Source organism: Nocardia vaccinii NBRC 15922, assembly GCF_001613305.1.
Lineage (GTDB): Bacteria > Actinomycetota > Actinomycetes > Mycobacteriales > Mycobacteriaceae > Nocardia > Nocardia vaccinii.
Genome location: NZ_BDCC01000061.1, coordinates 97,592 through 114,567 on the forward strand (window position 1 = coordinate 97,592; position 16,976 = coordinate 114,567).

At 63.8% G+C, this 16,976-nt stretch carries 16 protein-coding genes; 9 read left to right on the forward strand and 7 right to left on the reverse strand.

Annotation, left to right across the window (positions count from 1 at the left end):
- Positions 1-538: 538 nt before the first annotated feature.
- From NV1_RS32635 to NV1_RS44040, 7 genes are all read left to right on the forward strand, one after another.
- Positions 539-1,843, forward strand: coding sequence for a cytochrome P450 family protein (locus tag NV1_RS32635; RefSeq protein ID WP_245714041.1), 1,305 nt, complete (start codon positions 539-541; stop codon positions 1,841-1,843).
- Positions 1,844-2,175: 332 nt separating this feature from the next.
- Positions 2,176-3,924, forward strand: coding sequence for an acyl-CoA dehydrogenase family protein (locus tag NV1_RS32640; RefSeq protein ID WP_169813461.1), 1,749 nt, complete (start codon positions 2,176-2,178; stop codon positions 3,922-3,924).
- A 413-nt stretch (positions 3,925-4,337) separates the two neighbouring features.
- Positions 4,338-5,129: an SAM-dependent methyltransferase gene (locus NV1_RS32645; RefSeq protein WP_067900291.1), complete on the forward strand. Its 792-nt coding sequence runs from the start codon at positions 4,338-4,340 to the stop codon at positions 5,127-5,129.
- A 380-nt stretch (positions 5,130-5,509) separates the two neighbouring features.
- Positions 5,510-6,061 (forward strand): SDR family oxidoreductase, encoded by a 552-nt coding sequence (locus NV1_RS32650; protein ID WP_067900402.1) that lies wholly within the window; start codon positions 5,510-5,512, stop codon positions 6,059-6,061.
- A 32-nt stretch (positions 6,062-6,093) separates the two neighbouring features.
- Entirely contained in the window at positions 6,094-6,441 is a 348-nt protein-coding gene (locus NV1_RS32655; RefSeq protein ID WP_067900294.1) for a hypothetical protein, read from the forward strand.
- Positions 6,438-8,819, forward strand: a complete 2,382-nt coding sequence (locus NV1_RS32660; RefSeq protein ID WP_373864679.1) for a molybdopterin oxidoreductase family protein — start codon at positions 6,438-6,440, stop codon at positions 8,817-8,819. The genes NV1_RS32655 and NV1_RS32660 overlap by 4 nt, the downstream gene beginning before the upstream one ends.
- 118 nt (positions 8,820-8,937) lie before the next feature.
- A complete protein-coding gene (locus NV1_RS44040) occupies positions 8,938-9,102 on the forward strand; it encodes a hypothetical protein (RefSeq protein WP_157117514.1) in 165 nt (54 codons plus the stop codon).
- On the opposite strand, the gene NV1_RS32665 is transcribed toward NV1_RS44040, so the two are convergent.
- From NV1_RS32665 to NV1_RS32680, 4 genes are all read right to left on the reverse strand, one after another.
- Positions 9,086-9,799, reverse strand: a complete 714-nt coding sequence (locus tag NV1_RS32665) for a hypothetical protein (RefSeq protein WP_067900297.1) — start codon at positions 9,797-9,799, stop codon at positions 9,086-9,088. The two genes, NV1_RS44040 and NV1_RS32665, sit on opposite strands and share 17 nt — an antisense overlap.
- A gap of 618 nt (positions 9,800-10,417) precedes the next feature.
- The gene (locus NV1_RS32670; protein WP_218027271.1) at positions 10,418-10,828 is read right to left on the reverse strand and encodes a nuclear transport factor 2 family protein; all 411 of its coding nucleotides are present in this window, start codon (positions 10,826-10,828) and stop codon (positions 10,418-10,420) included.
- A 905-nt stretch (positions 10,829-11,733) separates the two neighbouring features.
- Complete coding sequence (locus tag NV1_RS32675) at positions 11,734-12,012, reverse strand: hypothetical protein (protein WP_067900299.1); 279 nt, start codon at positions 12,010-12,012, stop codon at positions 11,734-11,736.
- The gene (locus NV1_RS32680) at positions 12,009-12,224 is read right to left on the reverse strand and encodes a hypothetical protein (RefSeq protein WP_067900302.1); all 216 of its coding nucleotides are present in this window, start codon (positions 12,222-12,224) and stop codon (positions 12,009-12,011) included. The genes NV1_RS32675 and NV1_RS32680 overlap by 4 nt, the downstream gene beginning before the upstream one ends.
- Positions 12,225-12,468: 244 nt before the next feature.
- Between NV1_RS32680 and NV1_RS32685 the strand changes: the two genes are divergently transcribed.
- Positions 12,469-13,392 carry a helix-turn-helix domain-containing protein gene (locus NV1_RS32685; protein WP_067900306.1) on the forward strand — a complete coding sequence of 308 codons (924 nt, stop codon included), beginning with the start codon at positions 12,469-12,471 and terminating at the stop codon, positions 13,390-13,392.
- A 1-nt stretch (position 13,393) separates the two neighbouring features.
- The gene (locus tag NV1_RS32690; protein WP_067900309.1) at positions 13,394-13,927 is read left to right on the forward strand and encodes a dihydrofolate reductase family protein; all 534 of its coding nucleotides are present in this window, start codon (positions 13,394-13,396) and stop codon (positions 13,925-13,927) included.
- A gap of 85 nt (positions 13,928-14,012) precedes the next feature.
- Here NV1_RS32690 and NV1_RS46080 read toward each other — a convergent pair whose 3' ends face one another.
- The 3 genes from NV1_RS46080 to NV1_RS32705 form a co-directional block, all read right to left on the reverse strand.
- Positions 14,013-14,315 carry a transposase gene (locus tag NV1_RS46080; protein WP_245714042.1) on the reverse strand — a complete coding sequence of 101 codons (303 nt, stop codon included), beginning with the start codon at positions 14,313-14,315 and terminating at the stop codon, positions 14,013-14,015.
- Between the two features lie 99 nt (positions 14,316-14,414).
- Positions 14,415-15,053: a hypothetical protein gene (locus NV1_RS32700; protein ID WP_218027272.1), complete on the reverse strand. Its 639-nt coding sequence runs from the start codon at positions 15,051-15,053 to the stop codon at positions 14,415-14,417.
- Between the two features lie 151 nt (positions 15,054-15,204).
- A complete protein-coding gene (locus tag NV1_RS32705; protein WP_169813463.1) occupies positions 15,205-15,765 on the reverse strand; it encodes a DUF4303 domain-containing protein in 561 nt (186 codons plus the stop codon).
- Between the last annotated feature and the right edge of the window lie 1,211 nt (positions 15,766-16,976).

Below are 16,976 nucleotides of genomic sequence, written 5' to 3' on the forward strand. Positions count from 1 at the left end.
AGAGCCGAGGGGGACGCACATTCGCCGCTCCGAACCCGACGGCCGGGTAGGGCACGGAGCGCACGCGAAGGTGAGTGATGCATCGAGCTTTCCGACATGTGATCGTCCAGGCTTGCGCCACCGATCGCCCGCATCGTCTGCGCAAATATGCGGTGATCCACGGTGCGCCGAAGCTCGGCAGCGCATACCCCGGTAGCCCAACGGTGACGATCCACCGCCGGACAGGAAATCAGCAGGAGGCAACCACCACTCGCAGTCCCCACGAAGTTGCCACCCACTCGTGCTGCGGGCAGTGTTGCCGACGGCTATGATGGGATCGTTTGATCGCATCCAGATACGTTGCGGCCGAACGACTTTCGCGTGCGAAAGGTTGGTCGAACAGGGGAGTTGCAGGATATGTCGCGCAGATCGGCCGGGGCTGACCGCGTGCACATGACTCCGCAACGAATCGAACCGACCGGTCCGGGGTGTTTCGCCCGCATCGCACCGGAGTTCCCATCGCCGTCCATTGTCAGGTCATACAAGGAGCATCTTCACCGTGAATTCCGCACAGCCTACCAAATTTCAGCGGCCGGATACGTCCTCGGCGGTAGATATTGGCGCTGTCGAAGAACGCGTTCCGATGCACACCCAAGAATTCGCGCAGAATCCGCACGGCTACTACCGGTTCATGCGTGAATACTATGGCGACCTACCGCTGATACCCGTCTGGATAGACGAGGGCATTCCAGCGACGCTGGTGATCAAATACGAGACGGCAAGGCGAATCCTACACGACCCCGCGCATTTCGCGGCCGATCCGCGTCCGTGGCAGTTGAAACTCCCTACCGATCGACGGCTGGACTTTCTGCCGATGGTGGAGTGGCGGTCGAATGCGCTACGCAGCAATGGCGACAGCCCGGAACACAAACGATACCGCGAGGCGACCCAGTACGCACTGTCGCGGGTCAATCAATTCGATATGCTCGACCGCTTGGAGGTCGAGGCCCACGAACTCATCAACTCGTTCTGCGCTGACGGCGCCTCATGGGAGCAGCCGCTCGACCTGATCCAGCACTACGTCGCCCCGCTGACATTCAAAATGCTGAACCACATGGTCGGCTCGCCACCGGAAATCATGGCGCGAATTGCCAAGGCCAGCGCAGATCTCTTCGAAGGCCAGGATACCGTCGAGACAAATGTGCAATTGGAATCGGCGCTGCTCGACCTGATCTCGCTGCGGCGAGCCGATCTCGGCAACGACATCACCTCTCGCCTGATCGCACACGAGAGCGGCCTGTCCGATATGGAGATCGTGCAGCAGCTGGTGACTTGCCTGTCGGCTGGCACTCAGATCCCCGCCGACCTCGCGGCTACCACGCTGAAACTGCTGCTGACCACACCCATCGACGAACGCCCGCTGACCAAGACAGCACTGAACCAGGTACTCGCCACCGACCCGCCGCTCGCCAATTACCAGCTCACCTATCCGCGTCAACCCATCGCGATCGATGGCGTGTGGCTGCCCGCGAACGAGCCGGTGATCGTCAGCCTGGTCGCGTGCAGCAGCGATCCGTCGATCAACAACGGCGACTACCACAGCGATGGCTGGCACGCCGGTTTCGGATTCGGTCCGCACGAATGCCCCAATGATGCCAAGAACATATCCCTCCAGATCGTGCAGGGGCTCGTCGATTGGCTTTTCGATATCCTGCCCGACATACAACTGGCAGTGCCGGCCGAATCGCTGGTCTGGCGACCGGGTCCATTCGCGCGTGGCCTCGTAGCATTGCCGGTCGTATTCCCGAGAACTCCTCCGCAGACGCCGACGAGCCGCCCCACCGCTTCTCAATACACCAGTTGAGAAGTGAGACTGCTCTTGACAACCCGGGAGAATGCATGAGATGACGATGAATATTTGATCTCAGGAATACCGGATTCGCACGAAATGCGGGCCCGGTTGTTGGACACTTCGCGCCGGAGGAAGTGCCGTGTCATAACTCACTGGCCGGGGCTCGGAGTATCGCCATTTACCAGAGTGGGTACTTTATGACAACTACAGATATATCACGTCCTGCCAGTCCGGCGGATGAACCCTCTCCCGATCATGAGCCGCGTCTCGGCTCCGACACGCCACCGACAGTGGCTGCGCTACGATATATGATCTTCGGCGAACAATGGCCGCTTCATCACAGGGTGAAAAATATCCTCGCCGAACTCGGCGATATTCCCCGCTACGATCTCACGCACTCCGACGAGGCTCTCCTCGCACCCGAACTGCTGCCGAGGGCGATATCCCGGCTCGGCCGTACCACCAGGGAAATCGCCGCCGACCACCAATTGCGCGGGGCACTCTGTGACAACGCGCAGGTCGCCGCACCCCGTCTGCTGCTCATCCTGACCGGAAACTTCTCCCTGTCCACCAGCGCGATCAATCGATTGGGCAACGGATCTCGGTATCAGCAGGACTGCCTGACCGAATTGGACACTGGCAAGACGATCGGCCTGCTGTGCTTGACCGAACTCGGCGGTACCAATGGAGCCGACCATCAAACTATCGCGGAGTGGGACCCCGCGACCGGCGGTTTCTGGCTCTCCACCCCGACCGCCTCGGCATGGAAGTTCATGCCGAACGCAGCGTCGATGGTCCCCAAGACCGCGGTTGTCACCGCGCGTCTGCTCATCGACGGAGCCGATCAGGGCGTCCTGCCATTCCTGGTGCGATTGCGAACCCGGCCGAGTCTCGGCAGACGTGCGCTGGTGAAACTGTTGAAGGGGGTTGCACCCAAATCCGGGGCTTTGCGCAAGCTGCGTGCATCGGCGGGGCTGGCCAGGGGCGTCGATACCGCAGCTCTCCCGGACAAGTCCTCCGCGCCCATGGACCACGGCATCTACCGCTTGACACGATTGTGGGTGCCACGCGACGGGCTGCTCGGCGGCGACTGGGCACGAATGACTCCGGACGGACGATTCGAATGCGAAGTGCCACTGCGCCAACGGTTTCACCGTGCGATCAGTGTCCTCGGCGATGGACGGCTGGATCTGGCCAACGCGGCGATCGCGTCCGCGCGCGCGGGTCTGGCCGGATTAGTGAACTACTCGCTGCAACGCCGCCCTGGTGACGGGGTGGTGATGGCCGACCGTGACAACATCCAGCTGGACCAGGTCTCCGCATTGGCCGCTGTGTATGCGACAAGCGTGCTGGGCCGCCGGATCCGCGACCTTCGCGCCGCCCCCGATACAGAAGGACACAACCACGCGCTGTGGTCTATGCTCGCCAAACCCCTGCTCAGCTATACCGCGTTACAGGTACTGACCAGTTGTGAACAACGGGCCGGCGCCCAGGGGGCTTTGCGCAGCAACCTGATCGCCGACTGGATCGGCAACGTCAAGGCGATCATCACCGCTGAGGGAGAGAACCGGATACTTCAGGTCAAGGCCGGAACGCACCCGACCATCGAGCATCTGATACTTCCGGATACACCCGAGGACCTGCCGTGGTACATCGCGATGTTGATCCACCGCGAACACCGGATCGCGGTAAACCTGCGGAACGACTCGTACGATGCGGCCAGCAGCGCGATCGGCCCTGAATCGGCCGCCGTCGAAATGGCTACCGCGACAAGTCAACGACTCGCCGCAACGGCCCTGTATCTCGAGGCCGTCGCCGGTGCGGACCCGACTGCTCGTGGCCTGGCGGAGTCCGCGGCGGCCGCGTACGCACTGGAATGTATTCACGCGAACGCGGCGTGGTTCATCGATCATGAGCACATGCCTCGGGTCGCGGAGGAACTCCGTACGCATCGCACCGTACTACTGGACCACCTCGCCACCATGATTGATGCGTTCGACCTGCCCGACCTGTCCTTCGCCCCCATCTTCTCGGAGAACTACATCGACGCGTACCGGAAGTTCACCGGCTGGGAGGATTCGGCAGCGGCCTGACGTCGCCACCATCCACACCCCGTGCGGGTTGTTTCGGCGCGCGCACAGTGACCGCGAAAGGTGCCCCGAGCCAGAGGGATTCGATCTGCCGAAGGTCGAACCGCCGACAGCCCGGGGCACCTTTGCGCTGCGCGGCTCGCCATTTCCGACATCGATGGCGGGCGAGGATACGTTTCGTATTCCCATACCGGAGCGAAGCAAACCACCGCCGGTATTTGTTCGGCAGGAAGACGGAACATTCCGATCAGCTCGGCCGAACGGCGATGTGCCCAGAATGTATCCGAATACCGTTGCGACACAACGTTGATGCGAAGTCCGTCGCGAACTGCGTATCGAGATCTTCCCCTGGTGAAATGGCGACGTGTCAGAAATTCCGCTGTGCACGAAGGACTTTCGAGCTACAGTTGCCAACTGTGGAGTCTGCGGATCTCAATCCTCAGCTCGCGCATCCCGCGCGGGTCTACGACTACTGGCTCGGGGGCCACGACAACTACGCGGCGGACCGGCGCGCCGGCGCCCGTTCCGAACAGGTGCATCCGCATGTGCGGGTGACCGCGCGACAGAATCGCAGCTTCATGCTGCGGGCCGCGGAATTCTGCGCAGGCCGGGGCATTCGGCAGTTCCTTGATATCGGGACGGGCATTCCCACCGAACCGAATCTGCATCAGGCCGTGCAGAAGGTCGATCCCGCCTCGCGCGTGGTCTACGTGGACAACGACCCGCTGGTCCTCGCCCATGCCCGCGCGCTGATGACGAGCACCGCCCAGTGCCGCACCACCTACGTCCACGCCGACGTCCGAGAGCCGGATTCGATCCTGACCGCACCCGAACTGCTCGAGACTCTCGACCCGACCCAACCCACCGCACTGTCGCTGATCGCCGTGATGCATTTCGTCGAGGACGAACATTCCCCATACGAGATCGTCGACCATCTCCTCTCGGCCCTCGCCCCCGGCTCATACCTGGCAATGACCCACGCCACACCCGATTTCGGCCCGGAAATGGCAGAGGTCGAACGCATCTACCACGAATCGGGAATGCCCGGCCAGATCCGCACCCGAGCAGAATTCGCCCGCTTCTTCACCGGCCTGGAATGGGTAGAACCCGCCCTCACCACCCCCCACAAATGGCGCCCCGCCATCACACCGCCCGACAGAATGGACAACCAGGTCCAGTTCTACGCGGGAGTCGCCCGCAAAATATGAACCGCCGCAAGCGGGGTTCGAAGCTGCACCGAGCGTCGCGGCGCGCAATGCACGAGAGGTGATGACGTTCGAGGGTGCGGTCGACCGCGCCGGCGATCCGGACACCCTCGAGCACCGGCACCGACCCATGCGCGACAACAACAATCCCGGGAAACCGAGGTGGTGACCAGGGACGCGACTCCGCCAAAAGGCTCCACGCCCTCGGCATCGGTCTCATCGCTCACATCGATCATCAATCAGCACCCCCACCGGGCCGGGCCCGAGACAGGTGTTCCAGCGGTGATCGGCGGGTGCCTGATTGGTAGCTGTCGCGCTGGGTAGTTCGGGTCGTGAATCAGCCGTTCGACGTGGCGGCCTCTCGTGGACAGGAGCGCGAACAGATGGGTTTTCCCGAACAGCAGCAGCGCGTGCCCGGTGTGCAGGCTCGGATGAATCCGCGCCCGGATTGCGGGGAGGACAGTTACCGTGGCAGCGGCAAGCTAGCCGGTAAGGCCGCGGTGATCACCGGTGCTGACAGTGGTATCGGGCGGGCGGTGGCGATCGCTTTCGCCCGTGAGGGCGCGGTGCCACATATGCCGCCAGGATCGTCGATCATCGGCAGTTCCTCGGTCAACTCCGATATGCCCTCACCGACGCTGGCACCGTACGCGGCGACCAAGGCCGCGATCGCGAATCTGTCCGCGAGCCTGGCACAGATGCTGGGGCCCAAGGGAATTCGAGTGAACAGCGTCGCGCCGGGGCCGATCTGGACGCCGCTGATCCCCTCGACTATGCCGCCGGAGAAGGTCGCGCACTTCGGTGCGGACACCCCGCTGGGCCGAGCCGGTCAGCCCGCCGAACTCGCCCCCACCTATGTCCTTTTGGCCGCGGACGACGGCAGCTACATCTCCGGTGCCCGGGTGGCGGTCACCGGCGGCCGGCCGATCCTGTGATCCAAAATCCGGTGACCCGGAAGGAATCCCCTATGCCCCAGAATCCCGGCACCACAACTGATTCCGCGCCCGTGAAGGCGCTCGCGCCGGTGTGCACGCTGAAGCGGTCGCCGACCCCGTCGAGCAGCCAATTGCCGGCAGAGCAGGTGCTGGCAGCACTCTCGGAGCGAACGCTCGAACGGCTCGATGCCGAAGGCGGCGAGTCCGATGATCAGGGCTGGACCGGAGAGGCCATGGGGTCCACGGACTACCAGGACCTGGACAAGACGCCCGACGCCGTCCGGTCCACCACCCAGGCGCTCGCACGCAACGCCGCTCACCCGGCACGGCTGCTGCGCACCGCCGCGTACCCGCCCTACGCCTGGAGGTCGCGCCGATGAAACCGTCGATGATCACCGAGTCCGATCGGTCCCGGATCACCGATCCGTGGGGCCCGCGCACCCCCTACGGACGCGGAGACGTATGGCCTGCCCGCGTCGATATGCAACTGGCACAAGGCATCACACCACACGAAGTGGAACGGTGGGTGCCCTCGGCCTCGGTCCTGCACTCCAACGGCGACGCGTTCGACATCGCGGTGAAACAGGGCCGCATCGTCGGCGTCCGCGGACGCGCCCGCGACCGGATCAACCGCGGCCGCCTCGACCCCAAAGACCTGTTCGGGTGGCAGGCCACCGCATCGCCGGACCGGCTCACCACCCCGCTGCACCGCGTCGACGGGCAACTGGTGCCCTGCGACTGGAACACCGCCATGAGACGAATCGTGCAGCGCACCAAGGAATTACTCGACACGCACGGACCCGAGTCGATCGGCTTCTACACCAGCGGACAACTGTTCCTCGAGGAGTACTACACCCTCGCCGCGCTCGCGCGGGGCGGCATCGGCACCAACCACATCGACGGCAACACCCGCCTGTGCACGGCCACCGCCGCGGAAAGCCTGAAGGAATCGTTCGGCTGCGACGGACAACCCGGGTCGTACGACGACTTCGACGATGCCGACGTCATCGCCCTCTACGGACACAACGTCGCCGCAACCCAGAGTGTGCTGTGGGCCCGGATCCTGGACCGCCTCGCGGGCCCGCACCCGCCCGCGCTGCTGTGCATCGACCCGCGGCGCACTGCTGTCGCCGAACGCGCGACAGTGCACTTGGCGCCGCGCCCGGGCACGAACATGGCATTGATGAACGCGCTGCTGCACGAACTGCTCGAGCACGGCTGGATCGATCGCGACTACATTGCCGCGCACACTGTCGGATTCGACGACCTCGCCGCCACCGTCGCCGAATGGCCCGCCGAACGAGCCGCACAGATCTGCGACATCGAGGTCGCCGACATCCACCGCGCCGCACGCCTGCTGGGCACCACACGACGGTTGGTATCGACCGTGTTGCAAGGGTTCTACCAGTCCCACCAAGCCACCGCCGCCGCGGTGCAGGTCAACAACATTCACCTCGTGCGGGGCATGCTCGGCAAACCGGGCTGCGGTGTGTTGCAGATGAATGGACAGCCGACCGCGCAGAACACTCGCGAATGCGGAGCCGACGGCGATCTGCCCGGATTCCGCAACTGGGCCAACCCCACCCACATCGAACAACTCGCCCGGCTGTGGAACGTCGAACCCGCATTCCTCGCACATGGAAAGCCACCCACACACGCCATGCAGATCATTCGACTGGCGGAAACCGGTGACCTCGGGATGCTGTGGGTCTCGGCCACCAATCCAGCGGTGTCACTGCCGGAATTGGCGCGCATCCGACGAATCCTCAGCGGCCCCAACCTCTTTCTGGTCGTGCAGGACATTTTCCTCACCGAGACAGCGGCATTGGCCGATATCGTTCTCCCCGCCGCAGCCTGGGGCGAGAAGACCGGAACATTCACCAACGCCGACCGCACCGTACACCTGTCCGAACAAGCCGTCGACCCGCCCGGCCAGGCCAGATCGGATCTGTCGATATTCATCGACTTCGCCCGCCGCATGGACCTACGTGACCGGGACGGCAATCCGTTGCCGAGCTGGGACGACGAACGCGGGGCTTACGCGGCATGGCAACAATGCGGCGCCGGTCGGCCTTGCGACTACACCGGATTGTCCTACGACCTGCTGCGCCGCGGCGGAGTGCAATGGCCGGGCCCCAGCGCGAGCATCAGCGACGGCGAAGGTCGGCTGTACGCGAACGGCGTGTTCTTCGCGCATCCCGACGACTGCGAAAGCTACGGAAAGGACCTGGTCACCGGCGAGCCGTGGGACCAGCAACGCTACCGCGACACCAACCCGGGCGGGCGCGCGATGATCAAGACCGCACCCTACCTGCCCTCACCAGAGCCCCCCTCCCCCGAATTCCCGCTGGCGTTGATCACCGGCCGCACGATCTACCACTTCCACACCCGCACCAAGACCGGCCGCACCCCTCAACTGCAGGCCGCCGCCCCGGACGTGTGGGCAGAGATATCACCGGCCGACGCTGAAGCGGCGGGCATCGCCGACAACGACTTGGTCGAGGTCAGCACCGCCCGCGGAGCCCTGCGCGCCCGCGCCCGCCTCACCGACATCCGGCCCGGCGTGGTGTTCATCCCGTTCCACTACGGCTACTGGGACATGCCCGACGCCGACATCCCCGGGGCAGCACGCACCCGCGCCGCGAACGAACTCACCCGCACCGAGATCGACCCCGCCTCCAAACAGCCACTGTTCAAAACCGCGGCCGCACGCATACACCGAGTGAGCCAGGCTCGGTCAGGGCACGAAGTTCGGTGACGAGTCTTCCCGTATCCGCGCCCAATTCGGACATGATCGGTGTCCCGGCCCAGGTCCTGCGCGGACGATCGGTCTACGATTTCGCCACCGCGACGACAACAACAAGATCCACCACCTGGTGTTCGAGGAATTCGTCCCCGCCCGATCCGGCACGATCGGACTCGAACGCCTGCTGGTACGCGCCGACGGCACCGTCGAATGGATGTCCTTCGCGATCACCTACGTACCAGGAACCGCCGACCAATCCGACTACCTGATGACTGTTGCTACGGGAGATCTATGAGGTCGGTCGGTAACAGGGCATGCCTGCCTCGCGCGAAGTAGGCAAGATGGAGGACTTTGTTTCCACTGTGGTCGGTAGCCACGACCCAGTGCGCGATGTCCAGCTCCCCGACCGGCGCACCGAGGCCGTTCAGAACGCCGGATGACCACTCCAGGAACCCGCCGGGCATCAACTTCCGGATCCGCTGCGGGGCTGTCTCGGTTACCTGGCTTACCGCGATGTACACGTCGTCGAACCGCAGCCCTTCGCCGTCACGGGCACGGGCGACGAACGCCATTGCAGGTTCGTCCTCCAGCATGATCCAGCTGCGTTGCCGTGCCAGTTCGGGATCCTCGCGTTCTGCTCTTTCCAGGTGGATCGGGATGAGTTCCCGGACCCAGGCGTTGGTTTCGTTCCAGGCGACCGAGTCCCAGACCACGGCTCCGACCCGTTGCTCCACCCCCGCGTCGATTATGTAAGCGCCCGTTCGTTTCAATGCGTTGCGCCGCAACTGCCCACGGTTCTCGAGACTGAGCGCTGCAGCGTACGCATTCACGACGGTTGCACGATGGCCACCCACCGCCTCGACGGCGGCAGCGGGTACGTCGGTGGGGTCGAAACCAGCTCGTAGGCCGACAGCCTGGAGAAGGCGCTGCAACTCGTCCTGATCGGGGATGTTGCCGTAGTGCACTATCAGTATTTTCTCCACACTCACCACGCGGCGAGGAGAATGTTCGCTACTGACGACGACACCACCGCGACGTAGTTGGGGGTCCTGCGGCGTGGCGGAGTCGGATCGGGGCTTGCGCTTGAACCAACCCATATGTGCCGAACCTCCAGATGACGAGCGGTATCGGGGCACGTACCCCGCTCCGGAATCCGGCGCCTATCGACATGACTGTTGATCGTCATCAGCACTGGTGCGGTTCCGTCGTAACGTATTTGAAGTAGCTTATCGTTGGGAACGCCCCACCGCCTGGCAATGCCCGACGAACCAACGGACCGGTGACCCGGCTGCCCCCAGGCTGCCGCCAACAACGCGTGGTACCCGTTGGTATGGGCACCCCGCCCCGCCGCGCTGCTTCACGCTCCAGGCGAACGGATGTACCGGCCGGTCGAGTAATAGCGTGCCGGTAGACCAGCTCGGTCTTCAGGGTGGAGAAGAAATTCTCCATCAATGCGCTGTCGTAGCTGTCACCGACCGAGCCCATGGATTGCGCAATCTCTTTGTCGGCCAGCCGATTCGCGAACCTGATAGCGGTGTAGGTCGATCCGCGGTCGGAGTGATGAATCAGTTCTCCGTCGCGGACGTCGCGGGACCAGACCTAGGATTCGATCACTCGGTCAGTGTGGCCAGCACGGCAGAAGTGTCGTGATAGTACGGGCGAAACTCGGTGATCAAGCCGTCTCGAAAGCTGATCCATTGCAGCAGCGAAGTTTTCAACGTTCGCCCGGTGCGTCGTGCGCGCAGGCGGCCGCGACTGCAGACCACGACCCGATCGTGGTCGCTGAGGAACTGTTGCTCGTCGAACCACAGTCCGTCCCAGTTCTCGCCCATGGCGGCGATGAACTTCCGGAAGCCCTCGTGCCCACGCCATTCGCCGCCGTAGGGCAGGCTGGACGCCTGGTGCATGACGACGTCCGGGGCCAAGTGCGCGGCCATCCGCTCGAACTCGGCGCCCTCGGTGAGGCACGCGGCCTCGGCCGCATAGAAGGCCCGCAGAGTGGTCATCACATCGACTGTCATTCTTCCGATCCTCACAGCGGCCGGTTCTCCACGCTGGCGGCATTCCGACGTTGCGATTCGAGACCGGCGTCGACACTCGGATGCACGCTCATCGGCATGAGCGCTCACCCGTCGGGCTGCAGCCGGCGCGAGTAGTGAACAGGTACGGCCGGACTGGCCGCCAACTGGAAATGGTTCGGATAACTACTCATATGTAACAAAGCCGCAGGGCTATTGACCTGCGGCTTTGCTATTTTGTGGAGCTGAGGGGGCTCGAACCCCTGACCCCCACAGAGAGGTTCATGAGACTCGTCAGTCCGGCGAGGCATCAATGTTCGGCAGCGACACCAACGATCGCCCCCGCGACGACAATGGAAGTGGCCACATCAGCCTGTTTACAGGGCAACGAATTACGTTCGACCACAACGGAAATGCCCCGCACAGCGAGGAATTTCCGTCAGGACCGAATTACACGGTCTCCTCACCGGACTACCCCGGAACGCACCACCACAACGAATACTCGACCCTCAATGACCCGCTCGTCAGAACGTCAAGTCGACCAACTGCAGCGCAGCCACCCAGCCCACAGCTCCCAAAGACGGTGCGCGACACCCGAGCAGACATCTGAGCAGGGAAAAGGCCATGCGACCGACGATGTCTTTCGGCTCCGCGAACAGCCCTACCCCCGGTAAGGCACCCGACGCCGACACCACATCGACGACGAAAGCGCGGGGAAACCGTGGGGCCAGACTCGAGTCTGCGCCCACACCCCGCGAACCATCACCAAACGAACGCAACCTCACACCACGAGTTACCTCGAACGCGCGGTAGCCGCATGGTGCGTTGTCCGAACCGGCCAACCGTGCCGATCCAGGGCGGGCAACGCGCACAGGCTTGCCGCGCATCAAGAATCGGACGGTACAGAGTCAAGCACCGAATTCGTCGCACAGATCGATGTATCGGTTGAGGTAGTCGGGTGTCGACCGATGGGCCGCCAGGCCGACCGTGTCGAACTCATCCGATCCTGCCGTGGCTCTGATGCCCAGCGCACGCAGCGCCGTGTTGATGGCGTTCACCGACCGCACTGGTCCACCGTCGACCGACACCGCTGCCCACTGTTCGCCGATACCGCCGAAATAGTCTGTGAGCACCACAGCGAATGTCGAGTCGGGCCGAGTCGCCAGCTCGGTCGCAATCGTCGTCACGACGCCTTCGCGCGGGAACAGTCCCGGCGCCTCGGAAGGAGTTCGAGGTAGCTCGAAATCCCTAGTTGCGCTTGCCAATATGCGGTGTAGTAGTGGGTCACGTACAACAGCGTGAGATCGCATAGCAGCGGCACCGGCACCAGATCCCAGCGGTCCGCCGCTTCCGCGCTGATGGGGTCGGGCAAGACCAATGCGATGATGGCGTGTCGCACTGCAGAACCCTATCGCGCCAGTGATAGCGAGCCTCGCCTGGAACATCCGCTATTGCCGCTGACCGCGCTGACCGAACCGGCCAGTGAGAGGCCGGCGAAGGTCAACTGGCCCTGCTGATCCGTCGCTGGCGGAACGCATCATTTTGCAGTGTGAGTACGGCCTGAACCCGTACGCCGAGGTGGAGTCGGAGGCTGAGCAAGATCGGTCAAGCGGGCTTCGGGGCCGCGTTGGCAGACTCGTCGTGTGGCCAAGACCGGACGAGATCGACTACGCGAACTGCTCGACGCGGTGCTGGACGAGAACAACATCACGCTCGGTGCGATGGCGGCTGATGCCTTCGTTTCGCCGTTCCATTTCACCCGGCAGTTCTCGCGCGGTACCGGCGAGCCCCCGGTGGCGCTGAAACGGCGGGTGCTGCTGGAGCGGGCGGCGTGGGAGCTGTCGACGGGTAAGTCGGTGACCGACGTCGCGTTCGCGGCCGGGTACGACTCGGTCGAGGGTTTCAGCCGCGCGTTCAGCGCTGCCTTCGGGCATCCGCCGAGCCTGACTCCCGCGGACGAGCGCCGACGGTGGTTGCCCACGAGCAATGGCATCCACTTTCACCCGCCCATGTCGCTGTGGGTGACGAGTGCGCCGAAAGAACAGGCCGTGCTGGATCCCACGACCCTGCTGATCCATCACGATATCGACGACACCCGCGAACTCCTCAGTATGGCAGCGCAACTCGACGAATCGCAGTACCAGCGGGTGCGATTTCCGGGCCTGCTGGTGGAGTCTTTCCGGGGGCCCGAGGAATCCATTGCCATCGTGCTCGCCCATCTCATCGAGTCGAAGGAGGTGTGGCTGGCCGCGATCGACGGCGAGGACATCCCGACGGCCGCCGACGACGCTCTCCCGAAATTGGTGAAACGCCATGAGCGCGTAGCGGTTCGGTGGCTGGATACCATCCGCGATCTCACCCGGCGTGGCGGGTGGGACGACACCCTGATCGACGCGCTGTGCGAGCCGCCGCAGAGCTTCGTCATCGGCAGCGTGATCGCCCACATCCTCAGCTACTCCACCCACCGCAGGTATCTCGTACGGCATTGGCTGCGAACCGAGTTAGCCATCGCCGGAACCGAAATCGACGACGGCGATCCCATCGAATGGCTACACCAGAGAGGATGACGTGACCTTCAAGACCGTCTACCACACCGCTACCAGCCTGGACGGCTTCCTGGCGACCCCCGACCACAACCTGGATTGGCTGCTGTCTCGGCAGGTCGACTGGGACGGCCCGCTGGGATTGAACCGGTTCGCGGCTGGCGCAGGCGCGATCGCCATGGGCTCGAGCACCTATCAATGGATCAATGAGAATTCCACCGAGCCCTGGCCTTACAACATGCCGACCTGGGTGTTCACCCATCGCGAGTTCCCGGCCTTCGACGACGGCCGCGACTTCCGATCGACCTCGAAGCCGGTGGAGGTCGTACACAAGGAGATGGCCGCGGCCGCCGACGGCAAAGACCTCTGGCTGATGGGCGGCGGCGAGCTGGTCGGCCAATTCGCCGATCAGGGCCTGCTGGACGAAATCATCGTCTCCATCGCCCCCGTCACGCTGGGCGCGGGCGCACCCCTGCTCCCCCGCCGTCTCGAACTGAAGACCAAGGAAGTCGCCCATAACGGCGAATTCGCCTGCGTACGTTACTCGGTCGTACGCTGACGCCCCCTCCCATAACGAGGCGAATGTGACCCAACCATGGGACCACACCGGCTGCGTGCCAGGCACGCCTTCCGGAGACGAACAATCAACACGCGATGGCCGAACGTCCGGAAATGCCGCTGCGCGGGCGAATCGAACCACCCCAGCTGGATGTCAAGCGCGACCCTGACGTCAGATTCCACCGATGCGACATCTCAATCGTCTGGGGCGCCGTCAGGATTCGCCGATCGACGCCGTCGCGATCCACCGATGTAGCCAGACGCCAGTTGTAGATCGTCTGATCGCTGATACCGAGATCCTGGGCGACCTGCGCGACCGGACGACCAGCGGCAACGAGGTCGAGCACCTTACGGCGGAACTCCTCAGGATAGCGCTTCGGCACGAACACATCTCCCTTACGCAGGCTCGTCAACCATTGCCGCTCGCGACTACGGTGATCAGATATCAGCTCATTATCGTGGGTAACTGAAGGCTCCGCTGCGCCATGTCAAGAGGCATCAGCCCGAGCGTCGAGGTTCTCGGTCGGCGAAGGCAAGTTCAGGGCGCGCGCTAGGGCGGCGGTGACTGGGGCAGCGTGGTCGGACAAGTGTTGAGAGGCCCAATCGGCCGCCAGGGCAAGGAAGTCGACAAGGTCCCGCTCGGCTCCGACGAGTAGCTGTCGGAGATGCGCGGCGGACAGTTCGATCACCGAGCTGTCGCTCTGCTCGGCATCGACGGTCAGCCGGACCATGTCACCACGGCGTTCGGCGCACGGGTCGGGATCGTGACCGAAAGATGCCTGGCCGCTTCCGTCGAGAACCTCATACCAATCGCGCCAATCCTCCAGGCCGTTGCAGCAGCCAGGCAAGAACACGATGCCTGTGACGCTGTCGGTGACCCGCAGGCCGCCGGCCGCAAAGAGAGTGTCGAAGGTGAGCAGGCCGTGCAGGAAGGATCTCAGCGGGTCAGCAGGCCGGGGCGGGCGCCCGTCGGGCTCGGGATCGATGTCGTTGCAACCGGCGATGCGCATCACTGCGGTCCCGACTTCTGTTGGTGTGAGCTCGCCGCTGAGCGCAAGGAAACCGTATGTCTCGACCTCGGCAACTGGCCAGAGGGCAAAGTCGTCAAACGCATAGATCTCCAGCACGGGCTGCATTGTGATCACCCACGAAGTGTCCTGCACCTCCCGCGCGTATACCCCTCAATTCAGTATGTGGTCGCCTCCATCAAGCTGAACATGAATAGTCGTCTCCCCATCGCCGGTTCCTGAAGATGGAAGCCGTTGAGTTGGCTGGAGGTCACGCCCCCTTGAAATCCCCCAAGTGCTCGACCAGTTCGGGGACGGTCGCAAGCACCCGTGGGTCGACACTTGCGCGGATCAGACCGGCTTCCTCCTCACCCCGCTGTCCCTCGAGCATGACGACAACGAAATTAGCCGGCAGCGAGTCGTGGATACCGCCCCGGCGAGCGGTCGCGGTCATCGCCTTACAGACCCTTGTCATGGCGCGGTCGTGTGCCGCCTCGAGCGCTTCCCCCGCTGCGTACCGGGCGGCATCAGTGCTGACCGTGAGGAACTCCTCGCTGAGGCGTTGATACCACAGCCGCATCGGGTCGACCGCGGCATCGAGAACGTCCCATCGCCACTCCGGAGGGACGAACCGCGTCGAATATCCGTTGTTCTGGTGCACCGCCGCCTCCGTGTTGGCCGCAAGAGCCGGCGGAAGGATCTGGCTGCCATCGCTGTAGAAGAGGTGAAAGGCTGCCGCGTACAACCGCTCGCCCGGATGTGCTGCGGCCAGGTCAGCCAGGCTGTGGCATCCGCTGTCGCACCATGCCGCCTCGAAGGCATTCCAATCCACCGGCACACGCTACCGCGCCCCGCCACGGGCCCGACTCCTGAAGCCGTCATCAAGTGCAAAGTACGAACGGCCGCTGCTGGCGCTGCAGTGTTCCCGTAAGCCGATCCGCCAACGGAACACCACGATCGCAGAACTCACGCCCTGGTCAGTGTCCGACGGTCACGAGGGCCGCGATGCCGATCCACAGCCAGTGGAAAGCCTGGTCCGAGATGCGCGGCGCCCGAACCCAATCCGGTCCCAGACCGCCGTGCGGGACGACGGATATCGCTGACGACGCGCGGAGTGGACCGAGATCCCGGTCCCGGCGATCGTCACCGACGAAACCTTCGAACGGGTCGCGCAGCGGCTGGCCGAGAACAAACGGTTCGCCTCGCGCAACAGCAAGGATCCGTCGCTGCTGCAGGGGCCTGGGCGCCTGCGCGGGCTGCGGATACGGCTACTACCTGCCGCGATCGAGCACTCCCGCCTTCAGCCGGCCCGCCACCGACCTGCGGCCGGGTAACGTAGCCAGCCGAGCGAGCTGATTGTCGTCAGCGCGCATTTCCAAGGACCCGCGACGTAGTCGAGGATCGCGTCGGCGAGTCCGGTGTGGATAGCCTTCTTACCGACGCGAGAGACTCGACTTTGCGTTGCGCTTCAGGATCATTCAGTTGGTCATTGGCGGGTGTACCTGAGCCGAACGAACCAGGCACCGTCAGCTACTTGGCGTACAAAGAAGCCCATAACGACCTAGTGCCCATGGCGAACGCGAGGGTTGACATGGACCAGTTCGAAACTGCGCCACGAAGATGGACTGAGGTCAACCCGCCCCTCCGAACCACCGACAGCGTGATGCGCTACCTCGTCATACAGACGCATGCAGCGGCCCATGCCGCCCGACTGGCGACTTTGGCCTCAGGCACGGAGTCCATCCGCACCGCTCAGTTACTCGCCGGTGAATGGTCACATGGCTCCCCACGACGGGCCATCCGGCGCGATCGGATCCGTATATCTGGCTGGCCGTGCACGCATGGTATGAAGGCGCCCTGAACACTCTTGCCAATCCACCAAAATCCCAGGATCAGGCCCCAGGCCCTACGTCAGCCGGTATCCACACCCGGACCGAACGACCTACGAAATTTAAAACGTGGGGTTTCCGCGGGGCTGGGACAAATAAAATAAGTCAGGACCGATGTAATATCGGTCCTGATCTGGGTGTTTTGTGGAGCTAA

Excerpts from the sequence above, each read along its gene's own strand:
- NV1_RS32650 (WP_067900402.1), top strand. The coding sequence starts at position 5,510 with ATGGGTTTTCCCGAACAGCAGCAGCGCGTGCCCGGTGTGCAGGCTCGG.
- NV1_RS32655 (WP_067900294.1), top strand. The coding sequence starts at position 6,094 with ATGCCCCAGAATCCCGGCACCACAACTGATTCCGCGCCCGTGAAGGCG.
- NV1_RS32660 (WP_373864679.1), top strand. The coding sequence starts at position 6,438 with ATGAAACCGTCGATGATCACCGAGTCCGATCGGTCCCGGATCACCGAT.
- NV1_RS32670 (WP_218027271.1), bottom strand. The coding sequence starts at position 10,828 with ATGACAGTCGATGTGATGACCACTCTGCGGGCCTTCTATGCGGCCGAG.